This window comes from Microbispora triticiradicis (assembly GCF_005864065.1).
Taxonomy (GTDB): Bacteria; Actinomycetota; Actinomycetes; order Streptosporangiales; family Streptosporangiaceae; genus Microbispora; species Microbispora triticiradicis.
On sequence record NZ_VANP01000013.1, the window covers coordinates 166,749 to 183,692 of the forward strand.

Consider the following 16,944-nt stretch of genomic DNA (forward strand, 5'->3'; position numbering starts at 1 on the left):
ACTGTACGTCACAGGGACCGGTATCCCAAGTTTCCGGACCTGTCGCCGGTCCCGTACTTCGCGGAGCCCCCGGCCGCCGGGACAGTCGAGCCATGACACAGACGACGCCCGCCGGGCACACCGGCTCCCCGTCCGGCTCTCCGTCCGGCCCCCGGCGATGGAGACGCTTCGCCCTGCACTACCTCGAAATGGTCGTGGCGATGTTCGCCGGGATGTTCGCGCTCGGCCTGCTGTGGTCCGCCCTGGGGATCGGGTTCTCCCACACCCGCGACCCCGAGCTCGCCTACCTCCTGATGGCGTTCGACATGTCGGCGGGCATGGCCGTATGGATGCGTGCGCGCGGCCACGCCTGGGCCGGGACGCTGGAGATGTGCGCCGCCATGTTCGTCCCGGTCGTGCCGTTGTTCCCTCTCCTGTGGCTGGGCCTGATCGACGGGATGACCGTGATGATCCTGGCGCACGTCGCGATGTTCCCGCTGATGCTGGCGGCCATGCTCCACCGGCGCGACGAGTACGCCCACTGCTGAACACGCTGCTGACCACGCTGCTGACCGGGCACTCAAAATCGGACGGATCAGCCGTTACGCTGAGGTACCTACCGGTTGGTATGGACCATGCGTCCGACAGAAAGAGGGAGCGGCAGATGCTCAACCTGGCCGTCGTGCTGGAGGACAGCGCACGTGACGAGCCCGACGCCACCGCGGTCGTCTTCGGAGACCTCCGCCTGCCGTACTCGCTCGTGAACACCATCGCCGGTCAGGTCGCCAACCTGCTCGCCGCCCGCGGCGTGGGCAGGGGCGACAAGGTCGCCCTCGCCTGCCCGAACCTGCCCTACTTCCCGTTCGTGTACTACGGGATCCTCAAGGCGGGCGCGACCGTGGTCCCGCTGAACGTGCTGCTGCAGGCCAGGGAGATCGCCTATCACCTGGACGACTCCGGCGCCAAGGCGTTCTTCTGCTTCGAGGGCACGCCGGAACTGCCGCTGGGCGAGCGCGGCCGGGCCGGGTTCGCCGAGGCCGGGCGGGCCGAGCACTTCATCGTGCTGCCGGCCACGCCGTTCGCCACCGAGTCGGCGTACGGTGAGACGCTGTGGGCGGCGCTCGACGGGGTGCCGGGCGAGTTCGAGACCGTGCAGACCTCCCCCGGGGACACGGCGGTCATCCTCTACACGAGCGGCACCACCGGGCAGCCCAAGGGCGCCGAACTGACCCACCAGAACATGGTGATGAACGCCGTCGTCAGCGACGAGATGTTCCCGCGCCAGGACCGGAGCACCTACCTCGTGGCGCTGCCGCTGTTCCACTCCTTCGGCCAGACCGTACTGATGAACGCCGGGTTCCGGCGCCGCGCCACGCTCGTGCTGATGCCGCGCTTCGAGCCGGCCGAGGCGCTCGCCCTGATGGAGCGGGAGAAGGTCACGCTGTTCGCCGGAGTGCCGACGATGTACTGGGCGATGCTCACCGCGGTGCGCGCCGGGACCGCCGCGGTGCCGTCCTCGCTGGTCACCGCCGCCTCCGGAGGGTCCGCGCTGCCGGTCGAGGTGCTCAAGGACTTCAGCGCGACGTTCGGGGTGGACATCCTGGAGGGCTACGGCCTGTCGGAGACCTCGCCGGTGACCTCGTTCAACCAGCCGGGCCGTCCCGCCAAGGCCGGCTCGATCGGCACCCCGATCTGGGGCGTCGAGATGAAGCTGGTGGACGCCGAGTGGAACACGGTCGGCGACCCCGGCGGCATCGGCGAGATCGCCGTCCGCGGCCACAACGTGATGAAGGGCTACCACAACCGGCCCGAGGCGACCGCGGAGGTCATGCGGGACGGCTGGTTCCGCACCGGCGACATGGCCCGGCGCGACGAGGACGGTTACTACTTCATCGTCGACCGGGCCAAGGACATGATCATCAGGGGTGGGTTCAACGTCTATCCCCGGGAGATCGAGGAGGTCCTCATGACCCACCCGGCGGTCTCGCTCGCCGCGGTCGTCGGGGTCCCCCACGAGTCGCACGGCGAGGAGGTCAAGGCGTACGTCATCCGCACGCCCGGCGACACGACCACCGAGGAGGAACTGGTGGCGTGGGGCCGGGAGACGATGGCGGCCTACAAGTACCCGCGGATCGTGGAGTTCCGCGAGTCCCTGCCGATGACCGCCACCGGCAAGATCCTCAAGCGCGAGCTTCGGTAGGAACCGTCACGGCCAGTCGAGGGACGGGCGCAGCGGCACGTGCGACTTTCCCTCGTCGAGCCGGACGCCGAGCACCTGGTGGAGCTGCACCTTGTTGCGCTCGAACCCGACCACGCACCCGGCCATGTAGAGCCGCCAGACCCGGGCGGTGCCCTGTCCGACCTCCTCCACGGCCTCGTCCCAGTGCTCGTCGAGGTTCTTGCACCACTCGCGCAGGGTCAGCGCGTAGTGCTCGCGCAGGTTCTCCTCGTGCCGGACCTCGTAGCCGATGTCCTCCATCTGACGGATCAGGTGGCCGACCGACTCGAGCTCGCCGTCGGGGAAGACGTAGCGGTTGATGAAGCCACCCTTGTTCAGGGTCTTCTCCGTGCTGGTCGGGCGGGTGATGCAGTGGTTGAGGAGGCGCCCGCCCGGCTTGAGCTTGCCGTAGAGGAAGGAGAAGTACGACGGCAGGTTGTCCTTGCCGATGTGCTCGGTCAGGCCGATCGAGCTGACCCGGTCGAACCCGGTCTCGGCGACGTCGCGGTAGTCCATGAAACGGACCTCGGCGAGCTCCGACAGCCCGGCCTCGGCGATGGCCTTCTGCGCGTACTCGGCCTGCTGGCGCGACAGCGTGACGCCGAGGCCCTTCACGCCGTACTCCTTGGCCGCGTGCATGACCATGCCGCCCCAGCCGCAGCCGACGTCGAGCAGCCGCATGCCGGGCTTGAGGTCCAGCTTCTTGGCGACCAGGTCGAACTTGGTGTGCTGCGCCTCCTCCAGCGTCGCGTCCGGCCGGGGGAAGACCGCGCAGGTGTACGCCATGGAGGGGCCGAGCACCCACTCGTAGAACCGGTTGGAGACGTCGTAGTGGTGGTGGATCACCTCGGCGTCGCGCTGCTTGGCGTGCCGGCTGCCCAGCTTCGCCAGCGTGCTCTGCCGCGCCTCCTGCGGCGGCGGCGGCACGCGCATCAGCAGCGGCTTGAGCCCGAGCGAGCGGGCCGCCGCGATCTTCTCGCCGAGCGGCAGGTCGTTGAGCGTCAGCGACCACATCCGGTCGAGCAGGGTGTACATGTCACCGTGCACGTCCATGTGCCCCGCGATGTACGCGCGGGCGAGACCGAGCTCCCCCGGCGCCTGCGCGAGGTAGGCCACCGCCGCCGGCGTCTTCACCTCGATGCGGATGTCCGCACCCGGGGATCCCGCCTTGCTGCCGTCGTAGGCGACGAACTCGACGCCCGCGTCAGGACCGACGATCTTCTCGAAGATCTCCGCAAGAGCCATTACACCTCTCCCGACGTATCGACGCCCACCTACCTGGCCCTGACGCACTTGTCGTACAGGTCCAGCAGCCGGCCGCCCGGGTCGTAGGCGCTCTTGACCGGCCAGTAGGCGTCTCCGTTGTAGAGCCGCCAGAACTCCTCACGACCGTAGAAGGAGGTGGAGTACAGCGACTTGTGGCCGTCGAGCGCGTGCACGGCGCGCTCGATCAGCCGGTTGTGATACCCGTCGTACTGGCCCCGCGGCAGCGGCACCATCCCCCAGAAGCCGAAGTTCACGTACAGGCGGCCGGGTTCGAGGGGATAGAGCGACCACTCGCCGGTCGCCTTGAGCGGGCACATCCACACCGGGGTCATGCCGACCTCGCGGTGGAAGACCTCCAGGAACTCCGCGCCCCGCTCGACCGGGACCTCGACGTCCTGGATCACCGACTCGTGCACGGGGTTGTTCCGCCAGCGGTCGATCCTGGCCGTCAGGCCGTACCTCTGGTCGAGGCCGACGAGCCTGCGGTAGACGTCCGAGCGCATCCACCGGCGCGGCAGGAGCGAGCGGACCAGCGGCTGCTGCACCCCGAAGGCGCGCGAGCACCAGAACCAGTCGGTGTCCCAGCGCCACAGGTAGTCGCGGACGGTGAGCCAGTCGCGGGCGCGGCTGCGGATCGACTGGTAGTAGATCCGCATGCCGGTGTAGTCGGAGGTGTAGGGCGCCCGGTCGGAGAACGACCCGACGGTGACGTACAGCTCGTCGGGACTGAAGAACGTGCCGTCGACGAAGTCGATCGGCTCGCCGTCGTGCTCCCGGCTCTCGCAGATCTCCTGCATGGCGAGCATGCACTTGTCGGCGTCGTTGAAGCGGATGTGGGTCAGCTTGACGTACGGCTTCACCCGGGCCAGCTTGATGCGGATGCGCAGGGCGTAGCCGAGCGTGCCGTAGGAGTTGGGGAAGGCCCGGAACAGGTCCGCGTGCTCGTTGTCGGCCCGGGCCACCAGAATCCGCCCGTCGCCGGTGAGGATCTCCAGTTCCTCGACCGACTCGTGCGGCAGGCCGTCCCGGAAGCTGCTCGACTCGATGCCGAGGCCGGTGACCGCGCCGCCGAGGGTGATCGTCTTCAGCTGCGGCACGACGTACGGCATGAGCCCGTGCGGCAGCGTGGCGTCCACCAGGTTCTCGTACGTCGTCATGCCCTGGACCTCGGCCGTCATGGTCACCGGGTCGACGTGGATGACCTGGTCCAGGTCACGGGCCGACAGCGACGCCGTCTTGGCCGGGGCCCGGAAGCGGAACAGGTTCGTCGTGGCCTTGGCCAGCCGAGGAGCGGCGTCTTCGGGGATGGCGGCGTAGGAGTCCCTGATCTGCTCGACGGCCTTTATATGGGCGGTCATACTGGCCGTGCGCTCTGGCATGACACCACCCCCATGGATCGTAGTGATCGCCTCTTGGCACGCTATCCCCGGACGGGGACGCAGACCAGAGTAGACACGTTACGCCCGCGAAAACTATCGAGTAGTCTCGCGACACCCCGTCGGCACAGATCGTATCCTTCCCGTGTTCTTCGCCTCGCGCGCCCCTGCCGTAACTGTGGAAACCGTCAGGACCTGGGCCGACGAGTGTGTTCCACTGGGCTTCACTGGGCTTCACTGGGCTTCACTGGGTTTCCACCGGGCGGTGAGGAGGAACGCATGGAGAGGTCACGGGGGCCGCTGGCGGGGATCCGGGTGCTGGAGCTGGCCGGGCTCGCGCCGGGGCCGTTCGCCGGGATGATGCTCGCCGACCACGGCGCCGAGGTGCTGCGCGTCGACCGGGTGGCCGCGGTGGGCGACGAGCCCCGGCGGGAGGTGATGGACCGCGGCAAGCGGACGATCGGCCTCGACCTGAAGTCGCCCGAGGGGGTGGCCGCGTTCCGGCGGCTGGCGGAGCGGGCCGACGTGGTGATCGAGGTGTTCCGCCCGGGCGTCGCCGAGCGGCTCGGCATCGGGCCGGACGACCTGCACGCCGTCAACGAGCGGCTCGTGTACGGCCGGATGACCGGCTGGGGCCAGGACGGCCCGCTCGCCCACACCGCCGGGCACGACATCGACTACATCGCGGTCGCGGGGGTGCTGTCGATGCTGGGCCGCGCGGGGGATAAGCCCACCCCGCCCATCAACATCCTCGGCGACTTCGCCGGCGGCGGGCTCATGCTCGCGTACGGCGTGCTGCTGGCCCTGATCGAGCGGGAGCGGACCGGCCGCGGCCGGGTGGTGGACGCCGCGATGGTCGACGGCGCGGCGCTGCTGTTCTCGATGTTCCACGGCGCGGTGCACGGCGGCCACTGGGGTCCGCGCGGCACCAACCTCCTCGACACCGGCGCCCCCATGTACGACACGTACGAGACGGCCGACGGCGGGTTCCTCGCCGTGGGCGCGCTGGAGCCGCGGTTCTGGGCGGAGATGCTCGACCGCATGGGCGTCGCCGACCTGCCCGACCGCGACGACCGGGCCAACTGGCCGGTCATCCGCGAACGGCTGGCCGAGGCGTTCCGGTCCCGTACGCGGGCCGAATGGGAGGCGGTCTTCGAAGGCTCCGACGCCTGCGTGGTCCCGGTGCTCGACCCGCGCGAGGCCGCCGGGCACCCGCACAACCGGGCGCGCGGCACGTTCATGGAGGTCGGCGGCGTGCCGCAGGCGGCGCCCGCGCCGCGGCTGGCCGGCGCCGGGCACGGTGACCTGTCCCCCGCCACCCGGCTGCACGACCTGAGCGCCTGGGGGCTGTCCGGCGACGAGGCGGAGGCCCTGCGCGCCGCCGGCGTGCTGGCCTGATCACGTGGACCAGGCAGGTCGCGGGGCGGCTGCCCGACCCGCCTCCCGACGACGAGCCGGATCAGGCCGGATGATCAGGCAGGCGCGGCCTGAGCCTGCGCCGGGGGCCCGGAGGGTTCGCCGAAGGACGGCAGGGTCGCGACGTAGAGGTCGGCTCCGTCGGGGTGGTGGATCTCCAGGTCGGTGGTGAAGGCGCGGGCGGGGGCCGCGCCCGACTCCGTGTGCTTCCACACCTGCTGCCAGGCGTCGATCAGCGCTCCGGGCATGGGTCCCCGCGCCTCGGCCAGCAGCGAGGGCACTCCGGGCACCCGTACGGCGACCATGCCCTCCGGCAGCCGCGCGGCCGTGCGCACCGCCACGCCGACGATCTGGGTGTAGGCGCCGTTGTGGTCGCTCTCGTAGTCCGTCAGCACGGCGTACAGGTTCTCGTCGACCCGGCCCGGCACGTGGGCGAACGCCCCCGGCGCTCCGGCACGGGCCCACAGGGCCGGCAGCCGGGCGAGGGCGGGGTCCGCCTCCGCCGCGTTGGTCGTCCGTACGACGTAGCCGACGACAAGCGTCTCCGGACGGTCAACGATGATCACTTGTGCTCCTCTCAGGCGAGGTCAATGTATCCCGTGTGCGGGTCTGCTCTCATCGGCGGGCGGGAATGCCGGAAATGACCGCTCACAACGTAGGCTGGACAAACGTGCGATTCCTCAACGATGTGACGCCGCCCTACGATCTCACGTACAGCGATGTCTTCATGGTGCCGTCCCGTTCCGCGATCGGGTCCCGCCTGGCCGTCGACCTGTCCACGGTCGACGGGACCGGCACCACGATCCCCGTCGTCGTCGCCAACATGACGGCCGTCGCGGGCCGCCGGATGGCCGAGACGATCGCCCGGCGCGGCGGCCTCGCCGTCATCCCCCAGGACATCCCGATCGAGGTCGTGGCCGACGTCGTCGACTGGGTCAAGAACCGCGACCTGGTCCACGACACGCCGATCGCCCTCACCCCGCACGACACCGTCGGAGAGGCGCTGACCCTGCTGCCCAAGCGGGCCCACGGCGCGGTCATCGTGGTCGACTGGGAGAACCGCCCGGTCGGCGTGGTGACCGAGGCCGACTGCCACGGCGTCGACATGTTCACCCAGCTCTCCCAGGTGATGAGCCCCTCGCCGCAGACGCTGCCGCGCGGGATCGACCCGCAGGCGGCGTTCGAGGCGCTGCACGGGGGCCGCCACCGGCTCGCCCCCGTCGTGGACGAGGACGGCCGGCTCGTCGGGATCCTCACCCGCACCGGGGCGCTGCGCTCCACCCTCTACCAGCCCGCCGTCGACGGCCGGAACCGGCTACGCATCGCGGCCGCGGTCGGGGTGAACGGCGACGTGGCCGCCAAGTCCAAGGAACTGCTCGACGCCGGCGTCGACGTGCTGGTGGTCGACACCGCGCACGGCCACCAGGAGAAGATGATCGGCGCGCTGCGGGCCGTACGCGCGCTCGACCCCGCCGTGCCGATCGCCGCGGGCAACGTCGTCACCGCCGAGGGCGTACGCGACCTGGTCGAGGCCGGGGCCGACATCGTGAAGGTCGGGGTGGGCCCGGGCGCCATGTGCACGACCCGGATGATGACCGGCGTCGGGCGCCCGCAGTTCTCCGCCGTCATGGAGTGCTCGGCCGAGGCCCGCCGCCTCGGGCGGCACGTCTGGGCCGACGGCGGCGTGCGTCACCCCCGCGACGTCGCACTCGCTCTCGCGGCGGGCGCCGCCAACGTCATGATCGGCTCGTGGTTCGCCGGCACGTACGAGTCCCCCGGCGACACCCGCACCGCCGCCGACGGCCGCAAGTACAAGGAGAACTACGGCATGGCCTCCGCCCGCGCCGTACGGCTGCGCACCGCCGAGGACACGCCGTTCGAGCGGGCCCGCAAGGCGTTGTTCGAGGAGGGCATCTCGACCTCCCGGATGTACCTCGACCCCGCGCGGCCGAGCGTGGAGGACCAGATCGACGCCATCGTGGCCGGCCTCCGGTCCTCCTGCACCTACGCGGGCGCCACCACGCTGGAGGAGTTCCACGAGCGTGCGGTGATCGGCGTGCAGAGCGCCTCGGGCTACAGCGAGGGCATGCCGCTGCACCAGAGCTGGTGACCACGCCGATTCCCGGCAGGAATATCGGGCTCTCTCGGGGTAGTGCGTTCCTCGTACCGGCCGCACTATCCCGCGGAGGCGCTCATGGAGTACTCACCGGCCGCAGAGCCGGCCAGTCCGGCGGTCGACAGACGGCTGCTGGTCAGCTACGACAACTACGCCGCGGCGCAACGCGCCGTCGACACGCTGTCCGACGCCGGTTTCCCGGTGGAGAACAGCGCGATCATCGGCAGCGACCTGCGCCTGGAGGAGACCGTCACCGGGCGGCTCACCAACGGCAGGGCCGCGCTGACGGGCCTCGTCAGCGGCGCGGTCTTCGGGCTCATCGTCGGCATGTTCCTCGGGTTGTTCACCTCGACCACGACCTCGTTCTTCGGGCTGGTGCTGTGGTCGATCCTGTGGGGAGCCGTCGCGGGCGCCGCCTTCGGCTTCGTCGGCCACGCCTTCACCGGCGGGACGCGCGACTTCTCCTCCCGGAGCTCGATCGTCGCCGGGCGCTACGACGTGCTGGTTGCCTCGGCCATGCTGGACCAGGCCCAGGCCCTGCTGCAGGGCGGGGTACGACCGGCCGACACCGTCGTCCTCCAGCGGCCGCCGTCCGCCGGGCCCGCCACGCCGCCCGTGACCACGCCCGTGACGCCGCCCTCGCCGGTCTCCGGCGACACCGCCCCGCAGGCGGACCTCCGTACGGACGCAGAGCGCGCGGACGCCCGCGACGAGGACGCCCGTGACGAAGAGGTGCGCGACGAGGAGGCGCGTGACGAGGCCGGGCTGTCGAGGGGCCGCCGCATGTGACGCCCGCCCACGCTCTCAGGCACAACGACGGCGCCTTCCCCGCCCGGTGCGGGGAAGGCGCCGTCGCGTCGGCCGCCGTGTCGGCCGTCGTGTCGGGCGCAGTCGCGAGATCGGCGAGCGGGCCTGCCGGTAGAGTCGTCAGCCGGCCGGAACGTCCGGCACGGACAGAACAGGAGACCCACGTGGCACTGGAGAAGCCCGAGATCGACTTCCCCGAGGGCGAGCCGCCCGCCGACCTGGAGATCGCCGACCTCGTGGAGGGGACCGGCCCGGAGGCCAGGCCGGGGCAGAACGTGACCGTGCACTACGTCGGGGTGGCGTTCTCCACCGGCGAGGAGTTCGACGCCTCCTGGAACCGCGGGCAGCCGTTCCAGTTCCCCCTCGGCGGCGGCCGGGTCATCGCCGGCTGGGACCGCGGCGTGGCGGGCATGAAGGTCGGCGGCCGCCGGCGGCTGACGATCCCCCCGCACCTGGGGTACGGCAACCGTGGCGCGGGCGCCGTCATCAAGCCGGGCGAGACGCTCATCTTCGTCGTCGACCTGCTCGGGGTCGGCTGACCCCTCCCCCGCCGCCCTGTCACGCGTGCCCCCGGGACGTCCGGGCGTCCTGGGCCGGCGTCCCGGGCTCAGGGGCCGGGAATCGGGGGTCCGGTGCGAGCCCGGTACGGGCCTGATGCGGGCCCGATGCGAGCCCGGTGCTGCGGGATGGACGCCGCCCGGCGGAGCCTATGAGGTCCCGGCCGCGTCATGGATGATGGCCGCATGGACGGCGTCCCCCCTCACGGCGGTCCCTCTTACGGCGGTCCCTCTCATGACGGTCACCGCGTGGCCGAGCCGCCGAGCGCCGCGGGCGGCCCGGCGACTGCTGTGCCTCCCATCCGGCCGCACCCCGTCCGGCCGCCCTCTGCTCGGCTACCCTCTGTCCGGCTGCCCTCCATCGGGCTGCCTCGGGCGGTGATCGCGCTCGCCGGCGCGGTCGTGGCCGTGCTGCTCGCGGTGAGTCCCTGGTACGGCTACCACCGCGACGAACTGTACTTCCGCATGCTGGGCGAACGCCCCCGGCTCGGATACTTCGACACCCCGCCGCTCACCCCGATGATCGCCCGGCTGTCGACGGCGGTCTTCGGGGACACCGTCTTCGCGCTCCGGATCGTCCCCGCCCTGTGCGCCGGGACGCTGGTCCTGCTCGCCGCGCTGATCGCCCGGGAGCTGAGCACCCAGGAGTTGGGCACCCGGGATCTCGACGCGGGCCGGGCCGCGCAGGTCCTCGCCGCGGCCGGTACGGCGGGCGCGGTGCTGCCCCTGATCGCGGGACACTCGCTGCTGACCCTCACTCCCGATCTCGTGCTGTGGCTCGCGGTCACGCTGTGCCTGCTCCGGGTGCTGCTGCGGGGCGACGGCCGCTACTGGCTCTGGACGGGCCTGCTGGCCGGGATCGCGTCCTACAACCGCGACCTCATCGTGCTGCTGCTCGCCTGCGCCGGCCTGGGCCTCCTCGTCACCGGTCCGCGCGAGGTGCTGCGGGACAGGCGCCTGTGGCTCGGGGCCCTCCTGGCCCTGGCGATCGCCTCGCCCAACCTGGTCTACCAGGTCACCCATGACTGGCCGCAACTGCAGATGGCCGAGGCTCTGCGCGCCGACGAGGGAGCGGACAACCGCATCGCCTTCGTCCCCCTGCAGATCCTGCTGCTGGGTCCCCCGCAGGCGGTGGTGTGCGTGGCGGGCTGGCTGCGGCTCTGGCGGGACCGGCGGGTCCGCTCGCTCGCTCTGGCCTACCCCGTTGCCTGCGCGCTGGTCCTGCTCTCGGGGGGCCGCCCCGACTACACCGGCGCCTTCCTGCTCTACCTGTTCGCGGCCGGGTGCGTGACGGCGGCCGGATGGCGGAGGCGGACCGTGCTGGTCGTGGCGCTGGCGGCCAACGCCGTGGTCGCGGTGGTCCTGGCGCTGCCGGTCGTCCCGGCCGCGTCGCTCGCGGGGACGCCGGTCGCGGCGATCAACGAGGTCGCCCGCGAGTCGGTGGGCATGCGGGACCTGGCGGCGCAGGTCGGACAGGTGGTGGGCACACTGCCCGCCGATGAGCGGGCGGGGGCGGTGCTGCTCGCCGGGAACTACGGCGAGGCCGGCGCGCTGCGCCGCTGGGCGGGCGACTTCGGCCTGCCCGCCGTCCACAGCGGCCACAACGAGCTGTGGTGGTGGGGCCCGCCGCCGGAGGGGACCCGGGTGGCGGTCTCCGTCGGCTATCCGCCCGGCCGTCTCCGCACGGTCTTCGCCACCTGCTCGGTCGCGGGCACGGTGACCGGGATGCCGGGCGAGGAACAGGGCGTGCCGATCACGGTCTGCCGCGATCCCCTCCGGCCCTGGCGCGATCTGTGGCCGCTCGCGCGCCACTACAGCTGACGGCGACACTACAGCTGACGGCGACTCGCCCCCCTGCCTGGGCAGGTGCCCATCCGGTAAGGCAGGATTACGTTGTGTTGCTGATCGACCTTGCCCGGACCTCCGCGGCCGTGGCGGCGGACTCGGCGCGGCTGGCCAAGATCAGGCACCTGGCCGAGCTGCTCGGCAGGGTGGGCCCGGACGAGGCCGAGATCGCCATCGCCTACCTGTCGGGGGAACTGCCGCAGCGTCAGATCGGCGTGGGCTGGCGGAGCCTTTCCGACCTTCCCGAGCCGCGCCAGATCGCCACGGCGACCCTCGGCCAGGTCGACGCGCTGCTCGAACGCATCAAGGCCCAGACGGGGACGGGTTCGCAGGCCGCGCGCCGGGAGCTGCTCGGTCAGCTGTTCGGCGCCGTGACGCGGCAGGAGCAGTCGTTCCTGCACCGGCTGCTGACGGGCGAGCTGCGCCAGGGGGCACTCGACGGCGTGATGATCGAGGCGATCGCCAGGGCGGCGGACGTGCCCTCCGCCGAGGTGCGCCGGGCCCTGACCCTGCGCGGCTCGCTGCCCGCCGTCGGCGCGGCGGCGCTGCGCGGCGGGGTGGCGGAGCTCAAGGCGTTCCATCTGGAGGTCGGGCGGGCCGTCGCGCCGATGCTCGCGCAGAGCGCGGCCAGCGTGACCGCCGCGCTGGAGAAGGCCGGCGCTCCCGCCGCGGTCGAGTGGAAGCTCGACGGCGTACGGGTCCAGGCCCACCGGTCGGGCGACGATGTCGCCGTCTTCACCCGTACGCTCGACGACATCACCGGTCAGGTGCCGGAGCTGGTGGAGGCGGTGCTGGGCCTTCCGGGCACCGACCTGGTCCTGGACGGCGAGGTCCTGGCGTTGCGCCCCGACGGCCGTCCGGAGCCGTTCCAGGTCACCTCGGGCCGGGTGGCCAGCAGGACCGGCGTCGCGTCGCTGCGGGAGACCGTGCCGCTGACCGTCTTCTTCTTCGACGCCCTGCGGGTGGGCGGGGCCGACCTGCTCGACCTGCCCGACCAGGAGCGGCACGCCGCGCTGGAGACGGCGGTACCGGCCGGGTTGATCACCCCGCGCCTGGTCACCGCGGACGCCGAGGAGGCCGAGGCCTTCTTCGGCGACGCGGTACGCCGCGGGCACGAGGGCGTCGTCGTGAAGTCGCTGGGCACGCCGTACGCCGCGGGCAGGCGGGGGGCGGGGTGGATCAAGGTGAAGCCCCGGCACACCCTGGATCTGGTCGTGCTGGCCGCCGAGTGGGGCAGCGGACGACGCCGGGGCTGGCTGTCGAACCTGCACCTCGGCGCCTACGACCCGGAGACGGGCGGCTTCGTGATGCTCGGCAAGACGTTCAAGGGCCTCACCGACGAACTGCTGACCTGGCAGACCGAGCAGTTCCTGCGGATCGCGGAGAGCCCTGCCGATGGCCCTGCCGGGAACCCTGGGGACGGCCACGTCGTCATGCTCACGCCCACGCTGGTGGTGGAGATCGCCTTCGACGGAGTGCAACGGTCCAGCCGCTACCCCGGGGGCATGGCGCTGCGGTTCGCCCGGGTGCTGCGCTACCGCCCGGACAAGCGGCCGGAGGAGGCCGACACCGTCGCCACCGTCCGCGCGATCATGCCCTAGCCGCCCGCCTACTTGACGAGGCGGACCGTCAGGGGATAGCGGAACTCCGTGTCGGCGATGGCCGACACCCCGCCGACGACGGACAGGACCAGCCCGAGGACCCAGACCACCGGCACCAGCACGACCCCGATGACGGTGAACGGCAGCAGGACGGTCGCGCCGAGCACGGTGAGGTGGAAGTTGAGCGCCTCCACCGCGTGCCGCCTGATGTAGGGGGACGTGCGGCCCGCCGTCACCATCATCAGCAGCGGGCCGATGACGAAGAAGCCCGCCAGCGCGAACAGGTGCGAGGCCGCCGCTCCGGCCCGGTCGCCCCCCTCCAGGGCGGAGGCGCGGCCGGTGTACGCGGGCGGCCGGGGCACGTACGCCGGCCGGGCGCCGTACAGGTCGTTCATGATCGGCGCGAGGTCGGCGTGGGTGCGGGCGGTCATCGCCCGGTCCAGCCGCTCGTCCATCTCGTGCTTGTCGAGCCTGCCCTCGGCGTAGGCCGCCTTGACGTGCTCGACCACCTGCTCACGGTCCTGGTTCGTCACGCGCAACTGAGGGTGCGGCATGGGGGCCGGGCGGCCCTGCCACGGTGGTGTCGCTGTCGCGGGCATCACAAACATCGCCTTCCGTCGACGGCCTGCTCGGCTTGTCTCAAGTCTGCCTCCATCCTGCTCCGGAGAGGCGGCCCCGGCATCAGGGACATCCCCGACATGGCCCCGAGACCGTTCCCTTAACGCCATCGTGATCTGCGACGCGGTATACAAGCACTATGAGATGGCGAGATCGTTACGGGCTCCGGCGGAGGCGCGGCCTCCGCGTGGCCAAGTTCGACCGCGAGGCGACCGACGCCGACATCGAGGCGCTCATCGAGTTCGCCAAGACCCGCCGTGGCGTGGAGTTCTACGTCGAGCCCGAGACCTTCGCCACCGACACCACGGCGGTGGCCGTGGCCCACGACGGGGAGTGGACCCGCCGCCGCGTCGGGTCGCCCGCCGTCATCGCCAAGGTCGCCAGAGATCTCGCCCTGCCGGTCTACGACGTGCAGCTCACCGGGTATCCCGCGCGGATGCGCGCCTACAACGAGCGCCGTCGTCAGGCTCAGGACAGCGACCCGGTCTGAGCCGGGGCCAGCAGCGCGCGCAGCGGCGCGAGCCAGACCGCTCTCGGGGCGCCCATCTCGTCGTCGAGTTCCTCGGGAGTCGGCATGCGGTCACGGAGCATGGCGGGCGACATCATGTGCGTCAGCGCCTGCCGCAGCAGGAGCGCCATCGAGTAGCCCGGATCGGCGTCGAGGGCCCGCTCCAGCGCCATGCCGGCCAGCGCGCACTCCCCCCGCTGCCACGCGGCCGCCGCCAGCAGCGAGGCCGCGGGAGCGGCGTGGCCCGGCTCCAGCCGCCGGGTGAGGTCACGCCACAACGCCAGATGCGCGTCCCGGTCGTCGATCAGCGCCCACGCCTCGTCCCGCACCCGGACCACGGCGAGGTCCAGCCCGAGCCGCGCGGCCTCCTCGTCGCCCAGCCTGCCCCCCGAGGCGTACAGGCCGATCGCGGCGCGCACCCGCTCCAGCGCGTCGGCGACGAACCGCGCGGCCTGTTCGTCCGGGCCCGCCGGGTCCGCCGCCGTCTCCATGTCCGTCTCCATGTCCGTCTCCATGGCCGTCTCCATGGCCGCGAGGCACGTGCGCAGGGCCTCCGTGACGCGGAACGTGGCCTGCCGCATCCGTGTCCCGCCGGACGGCTGGACGGAGCGGCGCAGGCTGCCCCGGTCGGGCAGCGCGACCAGCCCGTGCATCACGGCCGTGGCCGCCACCCGGCTGCCGCCGGTGTCGTACGGCGTGCCCTCCGCGGGGCAGCAGGTCGCGCCCGTGCAGGAGTAGGACCAGTAGCGCCCGCCCTCGGCGCGCAGGCTCTCCGTCACCCGGATGTCCCCGGCCCGCAGCAGCCGGGTCACCTCGTCGACTACGGGGGTCACGAGGGCGCCCGGGCCGTACCCGACGAGGAACGCCGAGGTCACCGCCTCACGGCGGAGCAGCGGGACCAGCCGGTCGAGGTCCCGGGGATCGGCCGGGAGGTCCCACCGCGTCGTCAGCCGCACCTCGGGACCGGTGGACCCGGTCACCACGAGGCTGTCGGACGGGTGGAAACCGACGAGGTAGGGCACGGCGGAGAGGATGTCCGCCGGGGTCGAGAGCACGAGCTGCGGAGTCGTCATGGCGGCAAGCCTCGCCCGAGGGCGCCTCGCCCCGGCCGATGTCAGCCGGCCCTGGGGACAACCCGTCTCCTGTGGACGGCCGGGCGGCAGCCGGCACCCCGCCCGCCCCTCGTCAGACGGGTTTCGCGTCCCTGGCCTGACCCCCGGGCAGGGCCGCGGGCGCGAGCCGGAGGCGGACGAGCATGGCGGCGCCGGCGACGGCGCCCGGCATCGCGACCACGCTCACGAGCGGCACCATGAACGAGAGGAAGAGCGGCACACCGAAGCCGAGCGTGACCGGCAGGTTCGCGCGGAGCAGGGCGAAGCGCTCCTTGCGCCGCAGGCCCCGCCGCTCCATGGCGAGGGCGGTCAGCTCGACCGTGAGGAAGAACCCGGAGACGAACGCGCCGACCACGGGCACCACGGTCTGGCCCACGACCGGCACGAACCCGAGCACGAACAGCGGCACCGTGAACAGCAGGACGTACCACAGCGTCACGAGGCTGTCGCGGACCGACCGGAACAGCGACGACCAGAAGGGCAGGTCGCCGCCGGGAAGCCCGCCCAGGTCCTCCTCGACCTTCTCCGAGAGCTTCTCGTAGAACGGGTCGCCGATCACGAGGGTGACGGCGGTGAAGGTCAGCACGGAGAGCGCGAGCCCCACCACGAAGATCATGAAGCCGACCAGCGCGCGGAACGTGTCCCGCCAGCCCCAGTTGTCGGCGAACGGCGTCACCCAGGCCGCGACGTCGGTGGCGTGCGTGCCCAGCCACACCAGCGCCACGATGTAGAGCGCGAGCGCGATCAGGGCCGGGATCAGCCCGAACAACCACCAGCCGGGATGCCGGGCCACCCATCCGAGCCCACGGAAGCAGAAGCCGATCCCCTCGGCGAAACCGCCGACGCCACGCCGCCCGGCGGGCCGCTCGTTGCCACTCATGGCGGGCAGGCTAGCGCCAAAGGCTCGTCACCGGCACGCCGAGATCGGCGAGCAGGCGGCGGATCAGCGGAAGCGAGATGCCGAGCACGTTGCCGTGGTCGCCCTCGATGCCCTCCACGAACCAGCCGCCCAGTCCGTCGAGGGTGAACGCCCCCGCCACCCGCAGCGGCTCACCGCTCGCGACGTACGTGCCGATCTCCTCGTCCGACGGCGTGCCGAACCGCACCACGGTCGCGGCCACCTCGGACCGCGTGCGTCCCGCGGCCACGTCCTTGACGCAGTGGCCGGTCAGCAGCCGGCCGGTCCTGCCCCGCATCATGTGCCAGCGGCGCACCGCCTCCTCCGGCGTCCCCGGCTTGCCGTACGCGACGCCGTCGAGTTCGAGCACCGAGTCGCAGCCGATCACGATGCCGTCGCCGAGGGTCAGCGACACCGCGACGGCCTTGGCCACGGCCAGCTTCAGGCAGAGCTCCTCGGGAGTGGCGGCCGTGATCGCGTCCTCGTCGACCCCGCTGACGATGACCTTCGGGTCCAGTCCGGCCGCCCTCAGCACACCGAGGCGGGCGGGCGAGGCCGAGGCGAGCACCAGTTCCGTCACACGACGAAGCCTAGTCGCTTCTACTATGTCTGACGTTTACCGATCAC

The 16,944-nt window shown here is 72.0% G+C and carries 16 protein-coding genes; 9 read left to right on the top strand and 7 right to left on the bottom strand.

What is annotated here, in order from left to right; all coding sequences use genetic code 11:
• Positions 1-92 precede the first annotated feature (92 nt).
• Positions 93-527, top strand: a complete 435-nt coding sequence (locus FED44_RS28080; RefSeq protein WP_208759217.1) for a hypothetical protein — start codon at positions 93-95, stop codon at positions 525-527.
• A gap of 116 nt (positions 528-643) precedes the next feature.
• The gene (locus FED44_RS28085; RefSeq protein ID WP_138462604.1) at positions 644-2,179 is read left to right on the top strand and encodes a long-chain-fatty-acid--CoA ligase; all 1,536 of its coding nucleotides are present in this window, start codon (positions 644-646) and stop codon (positions 2,177-2,179) included.
• Between the two features lie 6 nt (positions 2,180-2,185).
• Here FED44_RS28085 and FED44_RS28090 read toward each other — a convergent pair whose 3' ends face one another.
• Both FED44_RS28090 and FED44_RS28095 read right to left on the bottom strand, forming a co-directional pair.
• Complete coding sequence (locus FED44_RS28090; RefSeq protein WP_138462605.1) at positions 2,186-3,442, bottom strand: class I SAM-dependent methyltransferase; 1,257 nt, start codon at positions 3,440-3,442, stop codon at positions 2,186-2,188.
• Positions 3,443-3,471: 29 nt separating this feature from the next.
• Positions 3,472-4,842 carry an FAD-binding oxidoreductase gene (locus FED44_RS28095; RefSeq protein ID WP_111697932.1) on the bottom strand — a complete coding sequence of 457 codons (1,371 nt, stop codon included), beginning with the start codon at positions 4,840-4,842 and terminating at the stop codon, positions 3,472-3,474.
• Between the two features lie 276 nt (positions 4,843-5,118).
• Here FED44_RS28095 and FED44_RS28100 point away from each other — a divergent pair, with 276 nt between their 5' ends.
• Positions 5,119-6,237, top strand: a complete 1,119-nt coding sequence (locus FED44_RS28100; protein ID WP_138462606.1) for a CaiB/BaiF CoA transferase family protein — start codon at positions 5,119-5,121, stop codon at positions 6,235-6,237.
• 74 nt (positions 6,238-6,311) lie between these two features.
• On the opposite strand, the gene FED44_RS28105 is transcribed toward FED44_RS28100, so the two are convergent.
• On the bottom strand, positions 6,312-6,821 hold the full coding sequence (locus tag FED44_RS28105) for a GyrI-like domain-containing protein (RefSeq protein ID WP_138462607.1): 510 nt from the start codon (positions 6,819-6,821) through the stop codon (positions 6,312-6,314).
• A gap of 104 nt (positions 6,822-6,925) precedes the next feature.
• Here FED44_RS28105 and FED44_RS28110 point away from each other — a divergent pair, with 104 nt between their 5' ends.
• The 5 genes from FED44_RS28110 (at position 6,926) to FED44_RS28130 (ending at position 13,181) form a co-directional block, all read left to right on the top strand.
• Complete coding sequence (locus FED44_RS28110; RefSeq protein WP_138462608.1) at positions 6,926-8,365, top strand: GuaB1 family IMP dehydrogenase-related protein; 1,440 nt, start codon at positions 6,926-6,928, stop codon at positions 8,363-8,365.
• 84 nt (positions 8,366-8,449) lie between these two features.
• Positions 8,450-9,160: a YflT domain-containing protein gene (locus FED44_RS28115; protein ID WP_208759218.1), complete on the top strand. Its 711-nt coding sequence runs from the start codon at positions 8,450-8,452 to the stop codon at positions 9,158-9,160.
• A 182-nt stretch (positions 9,161-9,342) separates the two neighbouring features.
• Positions 9,343-9,717, top strand: a complete 375-nt coding sequence (locus FED44_RS28120; RefSeq protein WP_138462609.1) for an FKBP-type peptidyl-prolyl cis-trans isomerase — start codon at positions 9,343-9,345, stop codon at positions 9,715-9,717.
• 396 nt (positions 9,718-10,113) lie between these two features.
• Entirely contained in the window at positions 10,114-11,556 is a 1,443-nt protein-coding gene (locus tag FED44_RS38235; RefSeq protein WP_138462610.1) for a glycosyltransferase family 39 protein, read from the top strand.
• A gap of 74 nt (positions 11,557-11,630) precedes the next feature.
• Positions 11,631-13,181 carry an ATP-dependent DNA ligase gene (locus tag FED44_RS28130; protein WP_138462611.1) on the top strand — a complete coding sequence of 517 codons (1,551 nt, stop codon included), beginning with the start codon at positions 11,631-11,633 and terminating at the stop codon, positions 13,179-13,181.
• Positions 13,182-13,189: 8 nt separating this feature from the next.
• Here the strand turns inward: FED44_RS28130 and FED44_RS28135 are convergent, their stop codons facing one another.
• Positions 13,190-13,714 carry a DUF1707 and DUF4870 domain-containing protein gene (locus FED44_RS28135; RefSeq protein ID WP_244302322.1) on the bottom strand — a complete coding sequence of 175 codons (525 nt, stop codon included), beginning with the start codon at positions 13,712-13,714 and terminating at the stop codon, positions 13,190-13,192.
• Between the two features lie 224 nt (positions 13,715-13,938).
• Between FED44_RS28135 and FED44_RS28140 the strand changes: the two genes are divergently transcribed.
• The gene (locus tag FED44_RS28140) at positions 13,939-14,289 is read left to right on the top strand and encodes a hypothetical protein (protein WP_138462612.1); all 351 of its coding nucleotides are present in this window, start codon (positions 13,939-13,941) and stop codon (positions 14,287-14,289) included.
• Here the strand turns inward: FED44_RS28140 and FED44_RS28145 are convergent.
• The 3 genes from FED44_RS28145 to FED44_RS28155 form a co-directional block, all read right to left on the bottom strand.
• Positions 14,268-15,380 (bottom strand): DUF4192 domain-containing protein, encoded by a 1,113-nt coding sequence (locus FED44_RS28145; RefSeq protein ID WP_138462613.1) that lies wholly within the window; start codon positions 15,378-15,380, stop codon positions 14,268-14,270. The genes FED44_RS28140 and FED44_RS28145 overlap by 22 nt on opposite strands.
• A gap of 112 nt (positions 15,381-15,492) precedes the next feature.
• On the bottom strand, positions 15,493-16,299 hold the full coding sequence (locus FED44_RS28150; RefSeq protein WP_111697922.1) for an EI24 domain-containing protein: 807 nt from the start codon (positions 16,297-16,299) through the stop codon (positions 15,493-15,495).
• A 10-nt stretch (positions 16,300-16,309) separates the two neighbouring features.
• Positions 16,310-16,897, bottom strand: a complete 588-nt coding sequence (locus FED44_RS28155; protein ID WP_111697921.1) for a Maf family protein — start codon at positions 16,895-16,897, stop codon at positions 16,310-16,312.
• Positions 16,898-16,944: the final 47 nt, after the last annotated feature.

What these genes read in the sequence shown, in the direction of transcription:
- FED44_RS28080 (WP_208759217.1), top strand. Translation starts at nt 93, where the DNA reads ATGACACAGACGACGCCCGCCGGGCACACCGGCTCCCCGTCCGGCTCT.
- FED44_RS28085 (WP_138462604.1), top strand. Translation starts at nt 644, where the DNA reads ATGCTCAACCTGGCCGTCGTGCTGGAGGACAGCGCACGTGACGAGCCC.
- FED44_RS28090 (WP_138462605.1), bottom strand. Translation starts at nt 3,442, where the DNA reads ATGGCTCTTGCGGAGATCTTCGAGAAGATCGTCGGTCCTGACGCGGGC.
- FED44_RS28095 (WP_111697932.1), bottom strand. Translation starts at nt 4,842, where the DNA reads ATGCCAGAGCGCACGGCCAGTATGACCGCCCATATAAAGGCCGTCGAG.
- FED44_RS28100 (WP_138462606.1), top strand. Translation starts at nt 5,119, where the DNA reads ATGGAGAGGTCACGGGGGCCGCTGGCGGGGATCCGGGTGCTGGAGCTG.
- FED44_RS28115 (WP_208759218.1), top strand. Translation starts at nt 8,450, where the DNA reads ATGGAGTACTCACCGGCCGCAGAGCCGGCCAGTCCGGCGGTCGACAGA.
- FED44_RS28140 (WP_138462612.1), top strand. Translation starts at nt 13,939, where the DNA reads ATGAGATGGCGAGATCGTTACGGGCTCCGGCGGAGGCGCGGCCTCCGC.
- FED44_RS28145 (WP_138462613.1), bottom strand. Translation starts at nt 15,380, where the DNA reads ATGACGACTCCGCAGCTCGTGCTCTCGACCCCGGCGGACATCCTCTCC.
- FED44_RS28150 (WP_111697922.1), bottom strand. Translation starts at nt 16,299, where the DNA reads ATGAGTGGCAACGAGCGGCCCGCCGGGCGGCGTGGCGTCGGCGGTTTC.